The following is a 23,470-nucleotide window of genomic DNA, read 5'->3' as shown; positions in this document are numbered from 1 at the left end:
TGATTTTTCAGATAAGACTAATAAAAATAACCTGTAACATATTATTAATTAATATGTTACAGGTTTTAAATTATAGATTTGTGGAGGTGCGGGGAGTCGAACCCCGGTCCGAGAAGGTAGACCTGTTAGCATCTACATGTGTAGGTACTGATTGACATTCGCCGGAAGCCGAGCCCAGTACCTAAGCGACTTCAGACTATTCTGTTAAAGTTTTACGTGAAAGCGACAGAAAGCACTCTCACGCTATCCTATCTTGTATGACGATCGGCTTGGCAATGATAGGCACTTAACCAAGGGATCGGTTCAGCAGTTTAAGCTGCTAAACGGTATGAGTAATTATTGTCAATTACTTTAGTTCCATAATGAATGTTATTACGAGATTCATTGGACACTCTCGACACGCAACCAACGGCGATACTCAACCCGTCGAATCCAGAACACCCCCAATACGTCAATGAACTGCTTCTAATATACGAATAACTAAGCTTTTTTATTTAATTCTAATCCAGTGAAATAGTTTCCGGTCTATCCTCAATTTTGGTTCTAAATGTTTAGTGTTAAATGTTAAATTGTGCTCACTATTTAACATTTAAAATTCAACACTTAACACTCCATTTATGAAATTTGGCAAGGTAGATAATCCCAGCGAAATCGACTTCACCCTCCCTCCCGATCACCCCGATACCCTCAAAATATTAGGTAATAAAGGCGGCGGTGATTTTGAAGCTTATGTTGGATGTGCTAAATGGAATAAGAAGGATTTAAAAGGATTCTATCCACGAGGAACCAAAGACGAGCTGGAATACTATTCCCGTCAGTTTAACTCTATCGAGCTGAATGCCACTCACTACCGAACCTACGGGCCGGATCAGGCCGAGACCTGGTGTGAGAAAACGCCTAATGATTTCAAGTTCTTTCCCAAAGTGGTGAATTCCATCAGTCACTTTAAGCGATTGAAGGGAATTGAAGCTCCGCTCGAAGAATACCTTCACGGCATGAGAGGATTTGGCGATCAGCTGGAAATGATATTCTTACAGCTTCGGGATGATTTCAAACCCAAGGATTTTGCCCGTGTTCAGCGACTGGTAGAAATCTGGCCGGATGACATTCCCCTCGCCATCGAACTCCGCCATACCGATTGGTATAATGAACCTGCAGTAGCAGATCAGGTCTGTAAATTGTTCGAGGAAAACGGTGTGGCAAATATCATCACAGACACTGCAGGAAGACGAGACTTACTCCACATGCGCCTCACTTCTCCCGTTGCTTTTATTCGCTATGTCGGCGCTAACCACGAAAGTGATTACGATCGGCTGGATGACTGGGTGGAACGACTCAAATTCTGGAAAGAGCAAGGACTGGAAAAACTGTACTTCTTTGTGCATCAAAACCTGGAGAAGGAATCGCCCCTGCTGTCTAAACACTTTATCCAAAAAATAAATGAAGAACTGGGGACGGATTTAGGTCTGCCCGGTGAGGGTGAGCAGGGCGATTTGGGGCTGTAATGATTTAGTATTTATTGCCGGTTTTCTGACCCATCCTTGTTCCTTCCCTAACGCCCAAGGGCGCCAAGGAAGGAGACTCTTGAAATAAAGCATTGCCAACTTCTTATAAAAGATTAGAAAAGAGAACACAAGACTAATCTCACCAAGGAGTCCTCTTTCCCTTTTTGAAAGGCAAAGAGACAGAGATAGGGTTCAGCGATGCCGCAATCGACTCGCTTATTTACCCAAAGAATCTTCACAAGCCTAACCCCACTTCACTGCTTTTTAGCACACTTGCAGATACTTCGTAGGTATGCTCTGGATGACTAGGGTTGTTTCAAGAATTAGGGATAATTCTTTCTTAACACAAAGGAATGAATTTAGCCTTAACTTTCATTCTTATAATCCGTGTAACCACCCGAACAAATTTTTGAACAGTCAATTCTATGCATCTCAAACTTTTTCTGCTCCTCAGCATTTTGATCTCGGGTACTACAATCATTCAAGCTCAGCAATCAGCCTCTATAAATGGTTACATCACTGATTCCGAGACCGGAGAAACACTCATCAGTGCCAACATTGGCTTTCAGGAAATCAATAAAGGAACCGCCTCCAATACTCTGGGTTACTTTACTCTTCCAAATTTAAAGCCGGGTACCTACACCTTGTTTTGCAGTTATGTGGGCTATAGGCCTTTTCGGCAGGAAATCACTTTAGAACCCGGCCAAAACCTTAGGCTTGATGTAGAGCTTATTCCCGAAAATGTTGAATTAGATGAAATAGTTGTAAGATCGACCCGCGAAGAAGAGGAGCAAAAGAACATAGGGACTATACAGGTTGATACGGAATTGATTCAGGAACTCCCTTCCGTTTTTGAAGCCGATGTATTCCGTTCCATTCAATTATTACCGGGAGTGAAAGCAGCTTCGGATTTCTCCAGTGGGTTATATATCCGTGGCGGAAGTCCTGACCAGACTCTGATTCTCTTAGACCGAACCACCGTTTATAACCCGAGTCACTTTTTTGGCTTTTTCTCCACCTTCAACCCCGATGCCATCAAAGATGTGCGACTTTATAAAGGCGGTTATCCGGCCGAATTTGGAGGTCGTTTAGGTTCTGTACTCACCATCTATAATAAAGATGGAAACCGAAACGAGATGGATGGTTCAGCAACAATAGGCATGCTGGCTTCCCGTGTTTCCGTTGAAGGACCTTATAAAAAAGGATCATGGATGGTTGCTGCCCGACGTTCTACACTCGAACCTTTGTTGGCTGGCTTAAGACAAAACATCGACAATATTCCCAGTAAATTTTATTTCTATGATGTGAACGGGAAAGTGAATTATGACGCCACTCCCAACGACAAGCTATCCCTCGCTTTTTATGCCGGTCAGGATCAGGTGGTGTTCCCTTTTGCTGATGATGCGGAATTTGGCCTTAACTACGGTAACCAGACGTTAAGTGGAAACTGGACTCACATCTTTTCTGAGAAACTCTTCTCGAACTTCGTGGTCACCGGCTCCCGGTATTTTAATTTTCCTGAATTTGAATTTGGTGGAACCACTTTCACCCGGGCCAATAACATTTATGACTTTTCGATAAAATCTGATTTAGAATACCTGCCGGGGAATAATCACCAAATTAAAACCGGAGTTTGGGCAGGGATTTTCACCAATAAACTTCAGGATACGTTTGACGGAAATGACACTTTCTCCAGCCGCATTCAAAACCAATATGCTTCTGCTTATGTACAGGATGAGTGGCGGCCTTCTGACAAATGGGTCTTTACTCCCGGAGTTCGTTTCAACTACTTTTCTGATGGGGACTATTTTAAGGTAGAGCCAAGGTTCTCAATGGAATACCGCCCCACCGACCGAATCCGGTTTCAAGCTGCTTACGGTCGATACAATCAGTTCCTCACCCTTATTTCCAACGAAGCCTTTTCCGGCTTTGATGTTTGGTTGACCTCTGCTGAAGGCGTATCTCCCGCTTATGGCGACCAATTTGTGCTGGGCGCAAAAACGGTACCCTTCACAAATTATGGGTTGGATATAGAAGTTTACTATCGCTCAATGGAAGACCTATTCGAGCTCGATCCTTTTTTGCCTGACGTTGCAGGTTTACTTTATGAAGATATTTTCCGAGTTGGGGATGGCTCGGCCTATGGACTGGAAGTGTTTTTTGAAAAGCGAGCAGGAGATTTCACTGGTTTCATCGGCTATACACTCGGTTACACCTGGCGCCGTTTTCCTGGATACAATGCCGAAATTACTGAAGACGGACAAACCGCTCGTTTCTATCCTCCCAAATATGACCGCCGTCACGACATAAACGTCGTTGGGAATTATCAACTCAGTAACCGGTGGAAGTTTACGGCATCCTTTAACTTTGCTTCCGGACAGGCTTACACGGAAGTACTGGGGCGCTATGCTCAGTTCGATCTTCCATTCACCAACGAAGACCGCAACACCTTTACTGTAGGGAAAGTGAATGCCTCACGACTTCCTAACTATCACCGAATGGATATCTCCTTCTCAAGGGCGGGCAGATTTTTTGACCTCGGCGATTCTGAACTTCAACTTCAGCTCATCAATATTTACTCCAGAAGAAACGTATGGTTCTACAGCTTTGATTTTGATGAGAACCCCGTGCAGGTTAATGAAGTAAACCTGCTGCCGATTCTTCCTTCTGTTTCTTACACCGTAAAATTTTAGAGCCATGAAAAAACTATTTCTCTTTTCTTTATTGACCACGGCCTTCCTCCTCTCGTGTGAAGTATACCCTCAGGATGATTATGAGGAGTTCTATGTGGTTGAATCTTATATGATTGCCAATCGTCAGCTACCCCAAGTCCGGCTATCAACAACCAATGAAGCCCTCGAGTTTTATGAATTTGAAGATGTAGCTGTCAATAATGCTCAGATTGAAATCCGCTTATTGGAAACCGGACCGGAAAGTGATGTTGAGACTAGCTTTGGCTATATCAGGTCTGAGTCTGGAATATATACACCGGTCCAAAACCATCAGGTGCTTCCTGAGAGAACCTACGAAGTATACATCACCATTAACGGTACGGATGATATCATTTCTGCGAATACAACTATCCCCGGAAGCTTTGAGATTTTAGCCGGTGTCAGAGACAGTGTGGTGTATCAGTCAAGCGAGCAGCTTGAGATTACCTTAAGTGAAAGTGAATACCCCGGACGGCAGAATATTTTTGTGTTCAACGCCTTAAGCCAATTTCCTGAAATAGAAAACCTGACTCCGTTATACGCCAGCTTTTTTGAAGACACTGACAATCCACAGGAAGATTTAAGATTGTTATCAAACAATAGCTCAGGAATCATTAATGCGGCAAATTTTGAAGGCAATCCCGATGGCTCAGTCACCATAAGCTATCCGTGGATTGGTATAGCCTTTTACGAAGAAAACAAAATTGTAGCCAATACACTCGATGACAATGTTTATGACTTTGTCCGATCCCAGCAGGTTCAGCTTGGCGGTTCAACCCTTTCTCCCGGCGAAATCCAGAATGCTATTTACCATGTTGAGGGTGGAATCGGTGTTTTCGGTTCTCTGGCATCCGATACCGTAGACACTTTTATAAAGAGGAATCCAGCGTTAAGTAATTAGAAAGCTAAGTTCAGTACTTTAAATCTTCCAAAACAAAAAGTACTTCACAATAGGAAAGATCCTCCGCAGGTATGCTCTGGATGACCCAGGTAGTTTTAAGGTACATTTCCCTAGTCATACTCAGTCATTCTGATCCCGAATAATCGGGAGAAGAATCTTTGTATTCAAATGTTCGAAATGTTTGATTTAGTGAGACTGTGCTTTTGGTAATCAGAATGAATACCGCAGGGAAGTCACCCAGCTATTCACGTTACTTAGGTTACTTCTGAAGTTGTTTACAAGACTCAATCCTGACTTATGCGAAAGCTTAAAGCCCATAAATAAGGACTCAGAGTATCTAAATGAATTTAAAGATCTTTTAGAAGGTAATGGAGGAGCACATACAGTCAAAGGATGACAGCGAAATCTTTGCATTTCATTCACATTACTATTCGTATATGTAGCATTCAAATTCCCTCCTCCCCAAACACTGAAAAATTCTTTTATATCGTAGGAGATGAACAGAGGGATTTGAGTACCTATTTCATAGACTTTTTGATCCACATCAAATAGAAGATCATTATCCTGTCTTGCATTAGATATCTTGTAAGTATTAAAGTATGGGTTGATTCCGGTAAAGAAATTCAAATCTTCATCTTCGATAGAAAGAATATAGCCCAATGACACAGCCCCTCCTTTCAGTTCATCATCAATATTATTAGTTGGTGGGTAATAAGAAGGCTGATTATTAATCCCTCCACTACCATTTTGAACTTGAACAACGCTATCATCCACAGAATAGGTACGACTACTTAAATACAGATCAAAAAAGTCCTGTTCCCCTTTACTATAAACCGCATTCGCACTCAAGAATATGTAATCGTTGTTACCTATCCAGCTTACAGTTTTATTTATAAATCCTTCATACCTGAATTGAAGAGGCTCGGAATTCATAAAGCTGGAATCGTTTCGTACATCTAATACAATTGAACGAGTATAACCTTGATTATCACTATAAGAATTAAAATCCCTTACAGAGTTCAAACTTTGGCTATTCGAATTCAGATCATTTTGCTGAATAAATAACTTGTGTTTACTGTCTGTGCCATTCTTAAAAGTTGAGAATTCAATACCAAAAACAAATTTTTCATTATTAGTCTTAGAGTCACTATTGAATTCTCTAAACTGTTGACTTATTCTACTCTCAGACAAAGTATCCTGTTCAAAATAACTACTCACAGTTCTACTCTCAGTACCCATGTTTAGTCGATTATCTTTCGAAATTGAATATCCCGTAAATACGCCGATGGAATAGGACCTCCCGCTACCAGTAGAAAAGATTTTTGATATTGAAACATCTCCTGCAAAGTTTGTTCTCTCATTTTCGAACTCACTTCGATAGAAATTGGATCTACTAGAATACCTTTCACCATTTTCAAAGCTTATTCGGGTATTATCTGCAAATCTCCTATACTCTTCCCCATCACTGTTATTCGTTACTAAATTCCCGCCGAAGGAGAAAAACCATTTACTTTTGGTTAAGCCTATTAAGCTGAAATTATCCTGATTTCCAGATGGGATTATATTCGTAGAAATAAATCCCCCGTCCATTTCTCCTGCTCGTGCTGGATTGAAGATTACTTTTTGTATATCATCATCTACCATAAACAAAAAAATGGTTGGCAGACTTTGCTGGTATGGCGTGAATGTTGATATTTTTTGGAAGGGCAAATGTTGTTGTTCACTTATTGGTTGTGCTATTGAAGTTCCCAATAATGAAAAAGCAAAAAGAGCTAAGAGCGTTATATTCTTCATACAAAGATTTTTAATTTCCCTAAGTCTATGAATTATCTTGAATTATTTCTTAACTAATTAAATGAAATTTTATTCCCTGTTTATTTTCATCCTGATTGGAGTCATCGCTCTCCCTGAATATTCCTTTGCCCAAAATTCCGGTGAATTTGAAATTGCACGGGCTAAATATCGCGGGGGCGGGGATTGGTATAATGATCCCTCTGCGCTTGAGAACCTGATCAGCTATACCAAATCGAATGTACCCATCAGGCTCTCAAATAATTTTACCGATGTTTCAGTGGGCAGTGCTGACCTTCACTCTTACCCCTTTTTATTTCTCACGGGGCACGGCAACATCACCCTGAATTCTGCTGAAGCAAGAAATCTCAGAGAGTACCTGCAAAATGGAGGATTTCTTTTTGTGGATGATGATTACGGTCTTGACGAATACATCCGAGAAGCGATGAATCAGGTTTTCCCAAACGAAGATTTTGTTGAAGTGCCTTTTAATCATCCCATCTATGATCAGGTGTATACGTTTGAAAATGGACTTCCAAAAATTCACGAACACGATGGCAAGCCATCACAAGGCTTTGGTATTTTTTATGAAGGCCGGCTGGTAGTGTATTACAGCTATGAGTCTAACCTGGGCGATGGCTGGGCAAATACAGAAGTTCACAACACTCCACAGGCCTTGCGCCAAAAGGCGTTGCAAATGGGTGCAAATATTTTAGTTTACGCACTTACCAGTAACTAACAGCTTTAGGAAATGAAGACACTTACCCCTTACTTATTTTTCCCCGGCACCTGCGAAGAAGCTATGAACTATTACAAAGAATGCCTTGATGGAGAAATCACGGCTATACAGCGCTTCGGCGATACCGAGATGCCCGTTGAAGAAGGCTACAGGGATAAAATAATGCACGGAGAATTAAAGGCAGAAGGCATTCATATGATGTTTTCGGACGGTGCTCCGCACAAAGAAATTACCGAGGGCGATAACGTGCAGCTTTCCATCACCGTAGAAACCATAGAAGAACAAGACACTCTTTTTGAGGCTTTGGCTAAAGATGGGAAAGTCACCATGCCGCTCGAAAAAACATTCTGGGGCGCCCGCTATGGCATGCTAAAAGATAAGTTCGGAATCCGCTGGATGCTCAATTGTGAGCTAGATAATTGATAAATTAGAATTGATGCAGGAATAATTAGTCATTCCTGCGCAGGCAGGAATCTGGTTGTCATTTAGAGATCCAGATCTCGGGCATTCGCCGCGAGATGACTATCATCTCAACCTATCAACTTTCACTATCTCACTTATCCCCTTTCATCTTATACTGAAATACTTTTTCGTTGACCTCATCCTGAAGGCCGGTTTCCGGATCGGGGTAAAGGTCATCCGGGTCCGAAGTTTCGCGCCGAGTTAGTTTAGATTTGATGTCCTTTTGGCGTTCCATCAATTCCAATCTCTCATCACCTTCGGCTGATGCAATTTTATCTGCCAGTTCATTTTGCTTGTGCCGGTAAAAATTTATCTGAGCTGCACGAAGTGAACTTTTCGCGGTCTTAAAGGGATTTTTATCCTTCTCATATTTAAGCCCCACTTTCTCCTCATGACGATCACTTGCGGAATGCTGTTCCAGCAAAACATCCCCCACCAAACGTGGAAATGGATCATCAGCTCCCGAATATACATTCACCGAAATCTCTTTTTCCTCTTTATACCGTTCAATGATGTCCTCATAGAAAACTCTAAGTTCATCATCTTCAAAGAGCTTTGAATTTGAAAACGAGCAAATATACTCCACCATATTTCGACCATAAGTAATCATCAGCCGGATGAGCTCTTTTTCAAAATGCGGCTTTTTCCTAGCAGTAGACTGACTTCTTGGCCTCGATGTCGTTCCTGCTCCCGATGGATGAGGAGGTTCATTTGGGTCTTCTAACCCTTCTGGCTGATTGTCAATTTCCTGAAAACGCTGCCTTGCTTCTTCTCTTCGCTGAGACCGTTTTTCTTCCCAGCGCTTGTCGTTCATTACCCGTTCAAGCTGATCATAGAGATCATCTTCCTTAATCTTCTGGAACTTCTGCATTTTCTGGTGCAGATACTGAACATACACCTGCCGCTGTATAGAGTCCTTGATATTAGCAATGGATTCCAGAATCTCAGTAATCACTTTGGGTGTTTCTGTAGGCTTTTCCAGCCTGCCTTCTTCACCAGCTTTTTGCAAAAGGAAATCCACAAAATCACCGGCTTCTTCTTTCTTCAGTTCCTCAAACGATTCCTTCCCAAACTGTTTTACAAATGAATCAGGATCCTGATCTTCGGGGAGTTCCAGCAGCTCAACTTCCATCCCCTCAGCCAAAGCAATGTTGATCCCACGCTTCATCGCAGTTTGGCCGGCATCATCGGAGTCATAAATCATCACGATGCGGTCTCCGTAGCGATGCAGGATTTTCATTTGTCCGGGCGTGAGGGAGGTTCCACTACTCGCTACCACATTCCGAATTCCATTCTCCATCAAGGTGATTACATCCGTATAGCCTTCAACTAAAATAACTTCCTTATTCTTCCTGATTTCATTCCTGGCGAAGTTCACCCCGTACACAACTTCACTTTTGTTATATACTTTGGTCTGGGATGAATTGATATACTTTGCCGTCTTCTCTTGACCCAAAACCCTTCCGGCAAAAGCAATCACTTTTCCTGTAGGATTGAAGATAGGAAACATGAGTCGGCCACGAAAAGTATCGTAGAATCCACTGCCTCTGTTACTTGGCTTGATGAGATCTGCTTCCACCAAATACTCTTCATCGATCCCGGCATTTCGGGCCGCTTTCCAAAGTTCTTCCCCACCTGATGGGGCAAAGCCTAATCCGTACTTCTTGTATACTTCTCTATTATAACCCCGGTTCTCAAGGTATTTGACTGCTTTCTCGGCTTCAGGGTTTTCAATTAAATTCCGGTAGTAAAAAACTCCCGCAAACTTAAGCGCGTGATAAATCCCTTCCCGTAGCTGGGTAGATTCGCTCGGTTCTTCATTGTCCTCTTCCGGAATGAACACTCCATAGCGCTCAGCCAACTGACGAATAGCTTCCGTAAAGCCCACGCCCTCTTGGTCCATTACAAATTTAAAGACATCACCAGACTCTCCGCACCCGAAGCATTTAAAGATCTCAAGTCGGGGTGTTACGTTAAAAGACGGGGTTTTCTCATCATGATAAGGACAGAGCCCAACGAAACCACTGCCTGACCGCTTCAGCTTCACATAGTCTGAAACCACCTCCACGATGTCTGCAGCTGCGCGTACCTCTTCTTTTTTGTCGTCACTTATCATGGTTAATGATGATCATTTTTGAACTGGAAATAAAGGGAAATTACAAATTCACTGACTTTATTTTGCCGGATTCCATAATTGATTTTCCCTGCTTTCGGTAAAACCGCCTCCGTTACATTTAATCAAACAATCTATGAGTCTTATAAAATAAACCGTTGGCGTAGTCTGTTACTATCACGTACATTTAGGGCATCATAAAACGAACGTTCATCTACCGGTACCATAACTTATGCAAAGCAGGTTAAAAGCATTCCTTTTACTCTTTATTGGGCTTTTTGTGTTAGGAAGTCATTCCCTTCCGGCACAGAGTTTATCTGAATTTTTATTTGGGCAAACGGTTAAGAACTTTCCCGAAGCCCGGCTAGATAAAGCTTCCGAAGAATACCTTGATTCCCTTATTACCAATACCCCACTCGAAGAAAAAATCGGACAGCTTTTCTTTATTCCTGCCCAAGGCGAATTTACCAACCGCGATGACCGGAGTTTTAAAATGCTCGAAGAAATGGTTCAAAAGCATCATGTAGGTGGTATTATTTTTATGCGTGGTGATATTTACGGCCAGGCTGTAATGACTAACAAGCTTCAGCGCATGGCTAAATTTCCGCTATGGATTTCTCAGGACATGGAGTTTGGTGCTGCCATGCGAATTTCTGGCACAACCCGTTTCACACCTGCTATGGGCGTTGCGGCATCAGGCGATAAACGGAATGCCTTTATGATGGGTAAAATAACCGCCATTGAAGCTAAGGCACTAGGAGTTCACCAAATTTATGCTCCCGTTTTAGATGTTAATAACAACCCCGATAATCCGGTTATCAATGTCCGTTCTTTTTCTGGAGATCCTCAGATTGTTTCTGATTTCGGGACCGCCTTCATGCAAGGTGTACAAAGTGAGGGGCTGGTTTCCACAGCTAAGCATTTTCCAGGTCACGGCGATACAGATGTAGATTCTCACAGTGACCTTCCTGTTGTAAATTATGATTATAATCGCATCGACTCCCTCGAGCTGATTCCATTTCGCAGTGCTATTGAAGGTGGCATTAAAAGTGTAATGACTGCACATATTGCCTTCCCAAAACTGAATACAAGTGAATTTCTTCCAGCAACTTTAGACTCTGTAATATTAGGTGATATTCTTTCTGACTCGCTCAATTTTGACGGAATGGTAGTCACTGATGGATTGGAAATGCGTGGTATCAGCTCTAAATATTCTCCCGGCCGTGCGGTTGTCCGCTCACTGAATGCCGGAGCCGACATCATGCTCATCAGCCCCGATGTAACCACGGCCATTAATGAAGTGATGGATGCCGTAGAAAAGGGGGAAATAACGGAGCAGCGAATCAATAAGTCATTTGCAAAATTGATGATTTGGAAACAGCAATACGGACTTTTTGAAACCGATAACCAGGTTGATTTAGAAGGGTTAGATACCAAAATAAACACCGCCTTTCATGAAGCTGAAGCAGGACGTATTGCCAGAGAATCGGTTACCATTCTTAAAAATAAAGACAACCTCCTGCCCATCCTTCCATCAGAATACCCTAAAATCATGGTGGTTTCTGTAGCTGATGATAATGATGGAAATACAGGAACTTCTTTTTTACGAGAACTCCGTGATTATCATCCCAACGTTTCCTTTCACCTTTACGATAAGCGAACCAGTGAGAAGGATAAACAGGAAATACTTCGCGAAGCAAAAAATGTAGATATGATCATCATAGGCTCGTTCATATATCTACGGTTTGGGCAATCCATTCATCTTTCTGACGATCAGCTTTCATTCCTTAAGACTTTGAATCGCGTTAATAAACCGACCACACTGGTTTCTTTTGGCAATCCATATATCCTTTCTGACCTTCCGGAAACCGATGCTCATGTTCTTGGTTGGTATAATTCCTCCTATCAAATAAATGGAGTGGTACCGGCTCTTTTTGGTGCTTCTGAAGTAAAAGCAACGCTGCCAATCGAGATACCGGGACTTTATCCGCTTGGTGCCGGACTTGGCATGAATCACACAACACTTCGATTTGGAACTCCGGAAGAAGTAGATCTCGATCACAATGAGCTTTTTAAGATTGATGAGATCGTTAATGATGCTATTCGTGATTCCGTGTTTCCGGGAGCAATTGTTGGGATTGTCAAAGATGGAGTCTTAGCCTATAATCGCGGATATGGATATCAGGATTATTCAAAGACTCAGGATGTACAACCGACTGATGTGTACGATGTAGCCTCCATCACCAAAGTGATGGCCACCACAGCTGCTACCATGAAACTCATTGATGATGAAAAGCTTAGCCTCGACAGTAAAGTCTCTGAATTTTTCACGGAATTCGACACAAAGGATAAAAAGAATATAACCGTACGTGATATCCTCCTCCACCAGACGGGTCTTCCTCCATTTCGTGTTTATGTTGATTCCATCCGAACCCGAAAAGAGATTGTTAACGCAATCAAGAACGAGCCTCTCACCTACGAGACCGGTTCTAAGTATGTTTACAGTGATTTAGGTATGATTCTTTTGGCTGAAATTATTCATGAAATTACCGGGCAGCCTTTGGACCGATATACCCGGAATGAGTTTTATTTCCCGATGAATATGTACAGCACTTTTTTCAATCCGGCCTCCAATAGCCGATGGCTCGTAAGCCGAATCTCGCCTACCGAAATCGACACCGTTTTTGATCGGGGATTGGTAAGGGCCCGCGTGCATGATGAACGTGCCTACTTTATGGATGGTGTTGCGGGTCATGCCGGACTATTCTCATCTTCTATAGACATGGCAAAATTCAGTACCATGCTATTGAATGGTGGCGTGTACTCAGGAAGACGATACCTGAAGCAAGAAACGATTCAGAAATTTACAACGATGCAGTCTAAACACAGCGGTCGCGGACTTGGGTTTGACCGTAAAAGTCCCAGTGGATTTACAACCGCCGGGCAGTTAGCAAGCAACGATACTTTTGGACACCTTGGCTTTACAGGCACCAGCCTTTGGATTGATCGGGAGAAAAATATGGCCGTTATTCTTTTAACAAACCGTACGTATCCTAACCGGGCGTATGGAAAGAGAATTAGCGAAATCAGAGCCAAAGTTGCCGACGCAGCTTACTCAGCAATCACCAATTAATATGAGCTGGAATTCCCTTTACACAAATGTATATGCGCCTTACTCAGAAACGAAAAGTGCTTGTGTTGTAGAGAGCAAAACAGGAAAATTCTACGCCGGTGTTCTCATTGAAAATATTTCTTATCCCCTCACAATACCTGCCGTACAAGCGGCCTGTGCTATTTGTTTAAGTGAGGGTGAAATTCCTGGTAAATTATATGTGGATGCTCCTGATTTAGAACAACTAAGTTTTTGGACGAAAGAGTTTGACCTTGAAGTCATTCAAACCGATTCTCCCCCTTTAGATTCACTTGAGAATCTTACCCACACACTTAATTCTAATATTGAAATTAAAGCTGAGCTTAAATCTCTTCTCAAAAAAGCCGTAACGCCAAACTCTGACTTCCCGGTCTCTGCTCTGCTTTTTACAGAAGAAGCTTATTTTGAAGGTGTAAACGTTGAAGTAAGTGAATGGACCAAAGGTATTTGTGCTGAACGGGTTGCCCTTTGCAAAGCGGTTGCCTCCGGACATACTGACTTCGATCGTTTTGAAATTCATGCAGAGAAAGGAGAAATAAGCAGTCCATGTGGGGCCTGCCGGCAGGTTATATCCGAGCATATGCCTTATCATGGAATAAACCTTCATCATTCCGATGGCACCCTCTCCGAACATTTATCCATTGATCTGCTCCCCTTTAGTTTTAAATCATCCGTACTAAAGAAGTAGTGGTTTTGTCTAAATGGAAACCATCCGGAATTAGTTATATAAACGGATCTTATTAACACGCACTTTACATCTAGATTTTATTATTTGAATATGCCTAATAACTTCATTGCCGTTCTGGATCACGAACATCTCGAAAATTCAATCTTTCTTACTTCCTTTGCGAAGTCATTGGCTAAACTTGGGGACCGGCAGGGGCTCATAATTCACGGCGACAGCCCTTACACCGACCGACTCATACAAACGGGCATGATGAGGAAGGACGCTCGTCTCAGAGCCATCAAAGACCTTAATAAGCGATTAATAGGATTACTTGCCGACCAAGGGGTAGCAACCATAGGTATTCACTCATTTCAAAAAGGATTAGTCAAAAAAGATCAGAACGGGCTTACTCTAAATCAGGATGCACTGAATGCTCATCACGAAACCCCAAATCTGTTGATTTCAAATTTAGTGGGAGATGATGGTGAGCCGAGTCATGCCCCACTCCCCGATTTCACGAAAGCCCTCGCCGAGCAACTTGATAATGCTGATATTCTTCTTTTCTCAAAAAATGAAAAAGATGAAATCTTGATCTCGGATTCTGAAAATCGATTGTCCTGGAGTGCTTTACCGGATGGCTTTGCTGAAACTACTCTCCCTGATGAGTTCAGAAATTTCGGATATCCGGTAAAAATCACTACTGCAACTGACCTTGCTAACTGGCCATCCCTCAAAAAACAGACAATTATTGAGTGATTTCGAAAAAAAGTTCAAAATTAATACTAAAAACGCATTTTTTATTTGACTCAATAGCACCGATTGAATAGCTTCAACGCACTTTCTGATAAACAGAAAATTTTAACCAATAATAATTTAACGGAGCTACATAATGAGTAGAGTTGAAGAAATTAAAAATCTCTTAGATGAAACCACTGAAGAAATGGAAAAATTCTATGAGAAAGGCAACAAAGCTGCGGGTACTCGTGCACGTAAAGGCCTACAAGAATTAAAAAAATTAGCTCAAGAGATTCGTCTTGAAATTCAAGAAATCAAAAACAAAGACTAATTTTTATAGCTCTAAGTTTTTTTCAAAAAAAGCCACTTGAACGAGTGGCTTTTTTATTTTGTACTATAAGTAAAGAACAAAGTAAACGACTTATGTACAAAGACTTAGCAGACGCAACCGAATCACTGAAAGAGGAAGGATACACACATACTTTTGAACTGGGTGAAGATAGTGTGATATGTAAAAACCTTGACAAAAGTTATGCCCCCGATGAGATTAAAGTAAGAACATCTCATAAGTTTGATGCCGGAACAGATCCGGGCAGCGAGGCTACTATTCATTCCATCGAAACTACGGACGGTGAAAAAGGCATCCTTATCACCTCATACGGAATGTATATAAACAAAAAAAAGTCAGCCTTAATAGACCGACTTTTGAAAACCAAATAGTGGTGTAGATCTACATACCACTATACTTTTCAGGAATTGGGTTTGCTTCAGACTCATGAGCCCAGTATATCGAAACTACCCACCAGCGCTCTCCATCATTAAATAACTGAATACTATTGATGCCTTTATTGAAAGGTTCGGCATCACTTTTGCTCCGTTTTGATGCATAAGTACTGAATGCATGAACTACTCTTCCATACCTTTGTTCATCCCTGTGTAACTCGTATTCATAAAACCCATCTTCAATGAAACTGCTATTTGCCACTTCGATAAATTGTTCTGGCGACATAACCTGATATACATTCTTGCCTTCACTATTCACACCTGTGGGAATGAGTTGAGCTTCGGGAATCATCAGGTTTCTGAACCGTTCCCAATCTCGCTCTTCGCCTTTTTCACCTGAGATAGAAGCGTATAATGCCTCTATTACATTGTCTATGGTTTCAACATCTTTAGCTCGCTGTTCCGCACTTACTTGTGCTTTTAAAGAGCCAGACGAAAGAACCAATATCATTGCTACTGCTGTTATGTACTTTTTCATGATATATTGATTTCTTTTTAAGATTCTACGCAATTGGTTTGGCGACTTGTATCAACAATGAAGAATATTTTCCAGTCTCCGTCTTTCTTAACAAGTTGAAAAGAATTCACTCCACAGTGAGAAAAGGTATCTCCCCTGTAAAACTCAAATGGTGTCCATACCGTGGCGAGGTTGCCATCAATATTAATATCATAACTGCCTATACGCTCATCCCAAATTTCTTCTTTTGGAGATCCTATTGCATTCAGGAATGATGCTAAATTACCGGTGTTAACTATCACTTCACCTGTTTGGTTTGATGCTACCCTCTTCATAATCGCATCTTTCGTAAAAGCATCGGCCACCATCGAGCTGTCACTAGCTCTCATGCCATCAAAAAGCTGTTCTATAGTAGCTTGTACATCTTTGACGTCTTGGGTTTGGGCTTTAGTAAATTCAGGTTGAATAAGTAGTATGGAAAACAAAAAGAGATAGGTTAATCGATGCATAATAGTTTATTTGATTAAAATTCTTACCGAAGTACGATAAACTCGATCTGAGGTTCTGCTTAAAATGTAATTTTTTATTCATAAAAAAAGCCCTACTCAACGAGTAGGGCTTTGTAAAATTAACTAATTGCTTTCCTATCTATAAAAGCATGGAAAGCGGATTCTCCAGCAGATTCCTGACTGTATTCAAGAATTCAGCTGCTTTGGCTCCGTCCACTATTCGGTGATCACTTGAGAGTGTCACTTTCATTCGTTTACCGGGAACCACTTCCCCATTTTCTACAACAGGCACATCACGAATCGCACCCACTGCTAAAATACATGCGTTTGGTGGATTGATAATCGCTGTGAACTCTTCAATACCAAACATCCCAAGGTTACTGATGGTGAAGGTACTTCCTTCCATCTCCTCAGGCTGAAGTTTACGATCACGAGCTTTGCCGGCCAGTTCTCTCGTTTCAGAGGAAATCTGTAGTAATCCTTTCTTGTCAGAGTGACGGATAACCGGAGTCATCAATCCTTCATCAATCGCTACGGCTACTGCCACGTGAACATCACCGTGTTCTTTGATGACATCTTCGTGCCAAGAGCTGTTTACTGCCTGATGGCGGGTAAGCGCGATTGAACAAGCTTTAACCACAATATCGTTGAAGCTGATTTTCACATCGTTGGCTTCATTCATAGAAGAACGAGCTGCCATCGCCGCTTTCATATCAATATCTATAGTCTCATAGAAATGCGGATTGGTAAACTTGCTTTCTGACAAGCGTCTTGCTATCGCCTTTCTCATCTGAGAAACTTTGACTTCTTTGCTTTCCAGACTTTCGAACGATGTTGCCGAAGCAGTTACCGGTTGTGCCGACTCTTTATATTCTTCAATATCTACTTTGATAATTCGTCCACCAGGACCAGAACCATCAACAGTACCAAGATCAATTCCTTTGTCTTCAGCCATCTTACGAGCTAATGGAGAAGCTTTTATACGGCCATTATCTGTGGTTGAAGATGAACTTGCTGAAGTTTCAGATTTTGGAGAAGTAAGACCAGAAGAACTGCTTCCTGAAGAAGTTTCTTTTTTCTCTTCTGATTTGGCTTCCTTGGTTTCAGCTTTGGGCTCTGAAGAACTGCTTCCGGCACCGTCAAGGATATCAGAAATGTCTTCGCCTTCTTCTCCAAGAACGGCCATCAAGCCACCTAAGGGAACGGCATCACCTTCATTTACTAAAATCTTGAGAACGGTACCAGCATCGAAAGCTTCCACTTCCATGGTGGCTTTATCGGTTTCTACTTCAGCAATGATATCGCCTGCTTCTACCGCGTCTCCTTCGCTTACGTTCCACGTCGCAATCACCCCTTCTTCCATGGTGTCGCTGAGCTTCGGCATTTCAATCTTAATCGCCATAATATTCTATTCGGTTGAGTGAGTTATTAATTTCTGTAGGTTACCTGATTAACTGCGTCAATCACATTTTTAGGTCCAGGCAGCCATTCATCAAACAAAGGTTTGGAGAATGGAGCATTGACATCCGGAAGCGTTACTCGCTGTACCGGTGCATCTAAGTAATCAAAAGCTTCGCGTTGAATCAAGAAACCAATTTCAGCAGCAAATCCTGCAAATGGATGTGCTTCATCTACAACCACACATCGGTTGGTTTTTTTGATTGACTCCACAATAAGAGGTAGATCAAGAGGCTTAACAGTGCGCGGATCGATGATTTCTACATCTACTCCGTCTTTCTCTAGCTGAGCTGCTGCTTGTTTTGCCACGTGATACATTTTACCGTGAGCTACGATGGTAACATCACTTCCTTCACGCTTAATTTTTCCTTTTCCGATGGGGATGAGGTAATCGTCTTCATCAGAAACTTTGCCTTTCATTCCGTACATCTGCTCCGATTCCATAAAGATAACCGGGTTATCATCACGGATAGCAGATTTGAGCAATCCTTTAGCATCATCGGGCTCAGAAGTATAGATAACTTTGAGTCCCGGGAAATGAGCATACATAGAATCGTACGCTACGGAGTGAGTTGCTCCCAACTGACCTGCAGATGCATTCGGTCCACGAAATACGATCGGCATATCAATTTGGCCACCGGTCATATACCCTGCTTTTGAAGCATGGTTAATGATCTGGTCAGCAGCCAGCACAGCAAAATTGAAAGTCATGAATTCTACAATGGGGCGAAGGCCATTCATAGCAGCACCCACACCAATACCTGCAAAACCCAGCTCTGAAATCGGAGTATCAATTACTCGCTTGTAGCCGTATTTGTCTAGCAGGCCTTCTGTAGCTTTGTATGCTCCATTGTATTCGGCAACTTCTTCACCCATAATGAAGACTTTCTCTTCACGGGCCATTTCCTCGTCAATTGCCTCTTTTATTGCTTCTCTAAATTGTAATTCAGCCATTACTTTAATGTATTCCGTTTAAAATTAGTTATGGAAATAAGGATCTTCTTCAGCAAACATATCATCGTAGAGTGCTGATTTTTCCGGGAAGTCTGCATTGTCCGCAAATTCTACCGCTTCAAGCACTTCATCTTCGATTTTGTCCTCAATCTCCTGAAGATCATCATCGCTAAGAATTTTCTCGTCCTTCAGATAGGTTTTCAACCGCTCAATTGGGTCGTTCTTCTGATAAGTCTCAAGCTCCTCTTTGGTTCGGTACTTCTGAGGATCTGACATGGAATGACCGCGATAGCGATACGTCCTGATTTCAAGGAAGTAAGGCTCGGAGTTTTCCCGAACGTCTTCAGAAACTTCCTTCATGGCTTCATATACAGAGAAGACATCCATCCCGTTAACCACTTTGCTCTTCATGCCGTATCCTTTGGCACGGTCTACGATTTCGGCAACCGTATGTCGCTTAGCGGCAGTACCCATGGAGTACCCGTTGTTCTCTACCACGTAGATAACCGGAAGTCCCCAAAGCTGGCTGATATTAAAAGTCTCGTGCAAAGCACCTTGATCTACAGCACCATCACCAAAGAAACAGGTTGCGATGCGACCGTTTTGATCATATTTGTTCGCAAATGCAAGTCCACCGCCAATGGGAATGTGACCACCTACAATTCCGTAGCCCCCCCAGAAATGATTTTCTGTCTTGGCGAAGTGCATCGAACCGCCTTTACCTTTAGAGCAGCCTGCTGCCTTACCAAACAACTCGGCCATTCCTTCTTTAGGAGTGATTCCCCGACAAAGTCCCCAACCGTGATCGCGGTATGCGGTAATAATATCGTCATCATCATTAAGGGCAAATACAGTACCGGTAGAAACAGCTTCCTGTCCTATATAAAGGTGGAGGAATCCACCGAACTTCCCTTTTTGATATTGCTGCATGGCACGCTCTTCAAACCGTCGTTGAAGATACATCTGCTCATACATGGCTTTGAGATCATCTTCACTCAGGCCAAGAGATTTATGTTTTTTCTTTGTTGGGGATGGCAGATCAACACCTTTCTGTACGACGCCGTCTTTTTCGTCTCCGATTCCCCGGGGTGCAAAATTGATTTCTTTTGTCTTCTTTTTAGCCATAGTTAATTTTTAATGCCAAAATTTCTTCAATAGGATGCAAATATATCCAATTTTTATGAAGGTTTTGTGATTTGATTCTGCTCTTTAATATACATCGATATTGAACATAGATGACACAGATTTTGAGGATAGTCACTGATTAATATTAACAAGAAAGCAAAAAACCTTTCTGTGATTTTCAGCTCAATCATTATCATCGTGTTCTATACCAATGCCTTTAGTGCCTCAAATTTTTCTGTTATTTGAAAATATTTTTCTTTTGAATTCAGGCTTCTTCCCAAAATTGAATAAGAGTCCAACTTCCATATTAGTAGCTTTTAAATAATTAATAAGTTGAAATTCATGAGCTTCATCTAACTTTCTGGAAGCTTTTAATTCAAGAATAACTTTTTCCTCAACTATAATATCAGCAAAGAACTCTCCAATTTCATGTTCACGATATGAAACCTTAATTGGAAATTGCCTAACTGCTTTAACATCAACTCGCTTTAACTCGATGAGCATTGCTTTCTCATAAACGCTCTCTAGAAAACCATATCCCAGCCGATTGTAAACTGTATAAAAGCATTCAATAATCTTTTCCGTTAGTTCCTCATGCTTCATATAATTTTCTTTCTTTCCGCGACTATCCGCTCAATCTGTCTTATCCGCGTTCTATTATCTTTGCCTAAGAAATTGATTCTGTAATTATTTCATTCACTTTTTTAAGGGCTTCACCCAACTTTTCAGGCTGACGCCCACCAGCTGTTGCAAGGTTTGGCTGACCGCCACCTCCGCCTCCAACAAGCCTTCCAAGCTGACCCACAATAGCGCCTGCTTTTAAGCCTTTTTCTTTGACAAGGTCGTCAGAGAGGGCAACCATGAGGTATACCTTGCCTTCTTCCTCATCTCTGGAGCCTAGTACAATAGCCGTATTTTCTTTCGTCTTTTCAATTCCATCGTATCCCAATTGCTTGAGTACATCCATATCCGCGCCGGCAACTTCGCCTTTTACCAAGTTGATTCCTGCGTCCAACGTTTCGGAATTTTGGATCAGTTCATCCAGCTTGGCACCGGTGTTTTGAAGCTGCATCTGTTCGAGCTCTTTCTCGAGTGATTTCTTGTCTTCAAGAAGTTTTACAATGTCTCCGGCCAAATCTTGAGTCTGACCAATCGATGCCTTTACCTGTTGAAGTAGTCGCTTTTCATCTCTCAGAACTTTATCTGCTTGCGCTCCACAAACAGCTTCGATACGTCGAATGCCGGCAGCTACAGAAGTTTCTTGTGTGAACCGGAAGTATCCAATCTCTCCGGTAGCTCCCACATGGGTTCCGCCGCAAAGTTCAACTGAATAATCTTCATCAAAGGATATCACCCGAACGCTTTCGCCATACTTTTCTCCAAAGAGCATCATCGCTCCGCGTTCTTTGGCTTCTTCTATAGGAACACCGCGTTCTTCAGTCAGCGGGATGTTTTCCTGTACTTTTTCATTAACCAACTGCTCTACTTCTTCCAGCTGCTCGTCCGTCATTGCTTCAAAGTGAGAGAAGTCAAAACGCAGATGGTGTTCATCTACTAATGACCCTTTCTGAGCAACATGGTCGCCTAAAATCCCTCGTAATGCCGCATGAACTAAATGCGTTGCTGAGTGATGTTTCTGGATTTCAATACGTCGATCCAAATCAATTCGGGCTGTCCATGTGCCAGTTAAATCTTCAGGAAGCTTATCTACATAATGAATATGAAAGTTATCAATACCTTTTTGAACATTTAAAACCTCCAAATATTCATCTCCTTTAAAAATAGTTCCAGTATCAGCAACCTGTCCTCCACTTTCCGCATAGAATGGCGTTTTTTCTAAATGAAGAGCAAACTTATCACCTTCCTTTCTATATCTGATAATTCTAGTTTCAATACTAGCATCATCATATCCAACAAAGTTTGGCTTAAAACCATCAGAAGGCTCTTTAGTAACAACATTCCAAACGTAAGCCTCACTCTGATCCACCGAAAACTTACCCGCAGCACGAGCTCGTTCTTTCTGCTCTTTCATGTTTTTGTTGAAGCCTTCTACATCCACTTCCACACCCTGCTCGCGAGCCATCAGCTCGGTCAGGTCGATTGGGAAACCATAGGTATCATGAAGTTTGAACGCATCTTCGCCGGAAATTTTATCCTTGCCTTCCACCATTTCATTGAACAGCTCGATTCCTTGCCCCAATGTTTTCAGGAAACTCTTCTCTTCTGAGCGAATCACATTCACAATGTACTCCTGTTGTGCTGTGATCTCAGGAAACACATCCTCAAACTGATCAGCCAATACTTCCACCAACTTGTAGAAAAACGGCTCTTTGAAATCCAGCACATCCCAGCCGTACCGAATAGCACGGCGTAGAATTCGCCGAATCACGTATCCACGACCATCATTTCCTGGTGAAGCTCCATCGGCAATGGAGAACGTCACTGCACGGATATGATCAGCAATAACCCGCATGGCAATGTCTTTTTCCTCTTCCTTCCCGTATGTGATTCCAGCTAAATCGGCAATTTTATTAATTACCGGGGTGAATACATCCGTGTCGTAATTCGATGTTTTATTCTGAAGGACAGCACAAATTCGTTCGAAACCCATTCCGGTATCAACGTGCTGTGCGGGGAGTTTTTCGAGACTAGAATCTGGTTTTCTATTGAACTGAATAAATACAAGGTTCCAGATTTCCATCACCCGGGGGTCATCCATATTCACCAAGTCAGCGCCGGGCTTCTTCTTGCGGTCTTCATCGGGACGTAAATCGATATGCACTTCCGAGCACGGTCCACACGGACCGGTTTCGCCCATTTCCCAGAAATTATCTTTTTTGCCACACTTTAAAATGTGATCGTGATCAATACTCGTTTCACTTTTCCAAAGCTCGATGGCTTCTTCATCCACCGGAAGTCCATCTTCTTCGTCTCCACCAAAAACGGTAGCGTAGAGACGGTCGGGTTCTAATCCCCATTCATCCACCAGTAATTCCCAGGCCCAGCCAATGGCTTCCTTTTTGAAATAGTCGCCAAATGACCAGTTTCCCAGCATCTCAAAAAGCGTATGATGGTAGGTGTCATGTCCTACTTCTTCCAGATCGTTGTGCTTCCCGCTTACGCGAATACACTTTTGGGTATCGGCGGCTCGATTCCAATTCTTTCCCTCATGCTTAAGCGCATCTTCTTCTCCCAGAAATATAGATTTGAACTGATTCATCCCCGCGTTGGTGAAAAGCAGCGTGGGATCATTTTTGGGTACTACAGGAGCACTATCTACAATAGCGTGTTCTTTTTCAGCAAAGAAATCAAAAAATTCCTGACGTATCTGGGCAGAAGTCTTGTGAGACATTAAACTTGATGTGTGAGTGTTGATTTTACAGAGCCTTGAAGATAGGAAAAATATGAG

The 23,470-nt window shown here is 42.2% G+C and carries 19 protein-coding genes and 1 other RNA gene; 10 read left to right on the top strand and 10 right to left on the bottom strand.

Annotated features, from left to right (window positions below; translation table 11 throughout):
* Window positions 1-78 precede the first annotated feature (78 nt).
* Window positions 79-445: a transfer-messenger RNA gene (gene ssrA / locus CL667_05470) on the bottom strand.
* Window positions 446-617: 172 nt separating this feature from the next.
* Here ssrA and CL667_05465 point away from each other — a divergent pair.
* The 3 genes from CL667_05465 (at window position 618) to CL667_05455 (ending at window position 5,117) form a co-directional block, all read left to right on the top strand.
* Window positions 618-1,505: a hypothetical protein gene (locus CL667_05465; protein ID MAL17144.1), complete on the top strand. Its 888-nt coding sequence runs from the start codon at window positions 618-620 to the stop codon at window positions 1,503-1,505.
* 515 nt (window positions 1,506-2,020) lie between these two features.
* Window positions 2,021-4,198: a TonB-dependent receptor gene (locus tag CL667_05460; GenBank protein ID MAL17143.1), complete on the top strand. Its 2,178-nt coding sequence runs from the start codon at window positions 2,021-2,023 to the stop codon at window positions 4,196-4,198.
* A 4-nt stretch (window positions 4,199-4,202) separates the two neighbouring features.
* Complete coding sequence (locus tag CL667_05455) at window positions 4,203-5,117, top strand: hypothetical protein (GenBank protein ID MAL17142.1); 915 nt, start codon at window positions 4,203-4,205, stop codon at window positions 5,115-5,117.
* A gap of 210 nt (window positions 5,118-5,327) precedes the next feature.
* Here CL667_05455 and CL667_05450 read toward each other — a convergent pair whose 3' ends face one another.
* Window positions 5,328-6,761, bottom strand: coding sequence for a hypothetical protein (locus CL667_05450; protein MAL17141.1), 1,434 nt, complete (start codon window positions 6,759-6,761; stop codon window positions 5,328-5,330).
* Between the two features lie 211 nt (window positions 6,762-6,972).
* Here CL667_05450 and CL667_05445 point away from each other — a divergent pair, with 211 nt between their 5' ends.
* Complete coding sequence (locus tag CL667_05445; protein ID MAL17140.1) at window positions 6,973-7,647, top strand: hypothetical protein; 675 nt, start codon at window positions 6,973-6,975, stop codon at window positions 7,645-7,647.
* Between the two features lie 12 nt (window positions 7,648-7,659).
* Window positions 7,660-8,070: a hypothetical protein gene (locus tag CL667_05440; protein MAL17139.1), complete on the top strand. Its 411-nt coding sequence runs from the start codon at window positions 7,660-7,662 to the stop codon at window positions 8,068-8,070.
* 130 nt (window positions 8,071-8,200) lie between these two features.
* Here CL667_05440 and CL667_05435 read toward each other — a convergent pair whose 3' ends face one another.
* On the bottom strand, window positions 8,201-10,225 hold the full coding sequence (locus CL667_05435; GenBank protein ID MAL17138.1) for a DNA primase: 2,025 nt from the start codon (window positions 10,223-10,225) through the stop codon (window positions 8,201-8,203).
* Between the two features lie 229 nt (window positions 10,226-10,454).
* Here CL667_05435 and CL667_05430 point away from each other — a divergent pair, with 229 nt between their 5' ends.
* The 5 genes from CL667_05430 to CL667_05410 all read left to right on the top strand — a co-directional run bounded on the left by CL667_05430 (window position 10,455) and on the right by CL667_05410 (window position 15,495).
* Window positions 10,455-13,355 (top strand): hypothetical protein, encoded by a 2,901-nt coding sequence (locus tag CL667_05430; protein ID MAL17137.1) that lies wholly within the window; start codon window positions 10,455-10,457, stop codon window positions 13,353-13,355.
* Window positions 13,288-14,061 (top strand): cytidine deaminase, encoded by a 774-nt coding sequence (locus tag CL667_05425; protein ID MAL17136.1) that lies wholly within the window; start codon window positions 13,288-13,290, stop codon window positions 14,059-14,061. Before CL667_05430 ends, CL667_05425 begins: the two co-directional genes overlap by 68 nt.
* Window positions 14,062-14,151: 90 nt before the next feature.
* Entirely contained in the window at window positions 14,152-14,796 is a 645-nt protein-coding gene (locus CL667_05420; GenBank protein ID MAL17135.1) for a hypothetical protein, read from the top strand.
* Between the two features lie 133 nt (window positions 14,797-14,929).
* On the top strand, window positions 14,930-15,106 hold the full coding sequence (locus tag CL667_05415) for a histone H1 (protein MAL17134.1): 177 nt from the start codon (window positions 14,930-14,932) through the stop codon (window positions 15,104-15,106).
* Window positions 15,107-15,198: 92 nt separating this feature from the next.
* A complete protein-coding gene (locus CL667_05410) occupies window positions 15,199-15,495 on the top strand; it encodes a hypothetical protein (GenBank protein ID MAL17133.1) in 297 nt (98 codons plus the stop codon).
* Window positions 15,496-15,505: 10 nt separating this feature from the next.
* On the opposite strand, the gene CL667_05405 is transcribed toward CL667_05410, so the two are convergent.
* The 7 genes from CL667_05405 to CL667_05375 all read right to left on the bottom strand — a co-directional run bounded on the left by CL667_05405 (window position 15,506) and on the right by CL667_05375 (window position 23,413).
* Window positions 15,506-16,036, bottom strand: coding sequence for a hypothetical protein (locus CL667_05405; protein ID MAL17132.1), 531 nt, complete (start codon window positions 16,034-16,036; stop codon window positions 15,506-15,508).
* 17 nt (window positions 16,037-16,053) lie between these two features.
* Window positions 16,054-16,524 (bottom strand): hypothetical protein, encoded by a 471-nt coding sequence (locus CL667_05400; protein ID MAL17131.1) that lies wholly within the window; start codon window positions 16,522-16,524, stop codon window positions 16,054-16,056.
* A 139-nt stretch (window positions 16,525-16,663) separates the two neighbouring features.
* The gene (locus tag CL667_05395) at window positions 16,664-17,926 is read right to left on the bottom strand and encodes a pyruvate dehydrogenase complex dihydrolipoamide acetyltransferase (GenBank protein ID MAL17130.1); all 1,263 of its coding nucleotides are present in this window, start codon (window positions 17,924-17,926) and stop codon (window positions 16,664-16,666) included.
* Window positions 17,927-17,952: 26 nt separating this feature from the next.
* Complete coding sequence (locus CL667_05390; GenBank protein MAL17129.1) at window positions 17,953-18,936, bottom strand: pyruvate dehydrogenase complex E1 component subunit beta; 984 nt, start codon at window positions 18,934-18,936, stop codon at window positions 17,953-17,955.
* Between the two features lie 24 nt (window positions 18,937-18,960).
* A complete protein-coding gene (pdhA, locus tag CL667_05385; protein ID MAL17128.1) occupies window positions 18,961-20,061 on the bottom strand; it encodes a pyruvate dehydrogenase (acetyl-transferring) E1 component subunit alpha in 1,101 nt (366 codons plus the stop codon).
* 225 nt (window positions 20,062-20,286) lie between these two features.
* Complete coding sequence (locus CL667_05380; GenBank protein ID MAL17127.1) at window positions 20,287-20,664, bottom strand: GxxExxY protein; 378 nt, start codon at window positions 20,662-20,664, stop codon at window positions 20,287-20,289.
* A 64-nt stretch (window positions 20,665-20,728) separates the two neighbouring features.
* A complete protein-coding gene (locus CL667_05375) occupies window positions 20,729-23,413 on the bottom strand; it encodes an alanine--tRNA ligase (protein MAL17126.1) in 2,685 nt (894 codons plus the stop codon).
* Window positions 23,414-23,470 lie beyond the last annotated feature (57 nt).

The organism is Balneola sp., assembly GCA_002694685.1.
GTDB lineage: Bacteria > Bacteroidota > Rhodothermia > Balneolales > Balneolaceae > Gracilimonas.
Note: the sequence above shows the minus strand (reverse complement) of the source record. Positions and strands in the feature narration are given on the sequence as shown.

Bases quoted from the DNA above. Each gene is read 5' to 3' on its own strand.
- CL667_05465 (MAL17144.1), top strand. From the start codon at position 618: ATGAAATTTGGCAAGGTAGATAATCCCAGCGAAATCGACTTCACCCTC.
- CL667_05455 (MAL17142.1), top strand. From the start codon at position 4,203: ATGAAAAAACTATTTCTCTTTTCTTTATTGACCACGGCCTTCCTCCTC.
- CL667_05450 (MAL17141.1), bottom strand. From the start codon at position 6,761: ATGGTAGATGATGATATACAAAAAGTAATCTTCAATCCAGCACGAGCA.
- CL667_05445 (MAL17140.1), top strand. From the start codon at position 6,973: ATGAAATTTTATTCCCTGTTTATTTTCATCCTGATTGGAGTCATCGCT.
- CL667_05440 (MAL17139.1), top strand. From the start codon at position 7,660: ATGAAGACACTTACCCCTTACTTATTTTTCCCCGGCACCTGCGAAGAA.
- CL667_05435 (MAL17138.1), bottom strand. From the start codon at position 10,225: ATGATAAGTGACGACAAAAAAGAAGAGGTACGCGCAGCTGCAGACATC.
- CL667_05430 (MAL17137.1), top strand. From the start codon at position 10,455: ATGCAAAGCAGGTTAAAAGCATTCCTTTTACTCTTTATTGGGCTTTTT.
- CL667_05425 (MAL17136.1), top strand. From the start codon at position 13,288: ATGGAAAGAGAATTAGCGAAATCAGAGCCAAAGTTGCCGACGCAGCTT.
- CL667_05420 (MAL17135.1), top strand. From the start codon at position 14,152: ATGCCTAATAACTTCATTGCCGTTCTGGATCACGAACATCTCGAAAAT.
- CL667_05415 (MAL17134.1), top strand. From the start codon at position 14,930: ATGAGTAGAGTTGAAGAAATTAAAAATCTCTTAGATGAAACCACTGAA.
- CL667_05410 (MAL17133.1), top strand. From the start codon at position 15,199: ATGTACAAAGACTTAGCAGACGCAACCGAATCACTGAAAGAGGAAGGA.
- CL667_05405 (MAL17132.1), bottom strand. From the start codon at position 16,036: ATGAAAAAGTACATAACAGCAGTAGCAATGATATTGGTTCTTTCGTCT.
- CL667_05400 (MAL17131.1), bottom strand. From the start codon at position 16,524: ATGCATCGATTAACCTATCTCTTTTTGTTTTCCATACTACTTATTCAA.
- CL667_05395 (MAL17130.1), bottom strand. From the start codon at position 17,926: ATGGCGATTAAGATTGAAATGCCGAAGCTCAGCGACACCATGGAAGAA.
- CL667_05390 (MAL17129.1), bottom strand. From the start codon at position 18,936: ATGGCTGAATTACAATTTAGAGAAGCAATAAAAGAGGCAATTGACGAG.
- pdhA (MAL17128.1), bottom strand. From the start codon at position 20,061: ATGGCTAAAAAGAAGACAAAAGAAATCAATTTTGCACCCCGGGGAATC.
- CL667_05380 (MAL17127.1), bottom strand. From the start codon at position 20,664: ATGAAGCATGAGGAACTAACGGAAAAGATTATTGAATGCTTTTATACA.
- CL667_05375 (MAL17126.1), bottom strand. From the start codon at position 23,413: ATGTCTCACAAGACTTCTGCCCAGATACGTCAGGAATTTTTTGATTTC.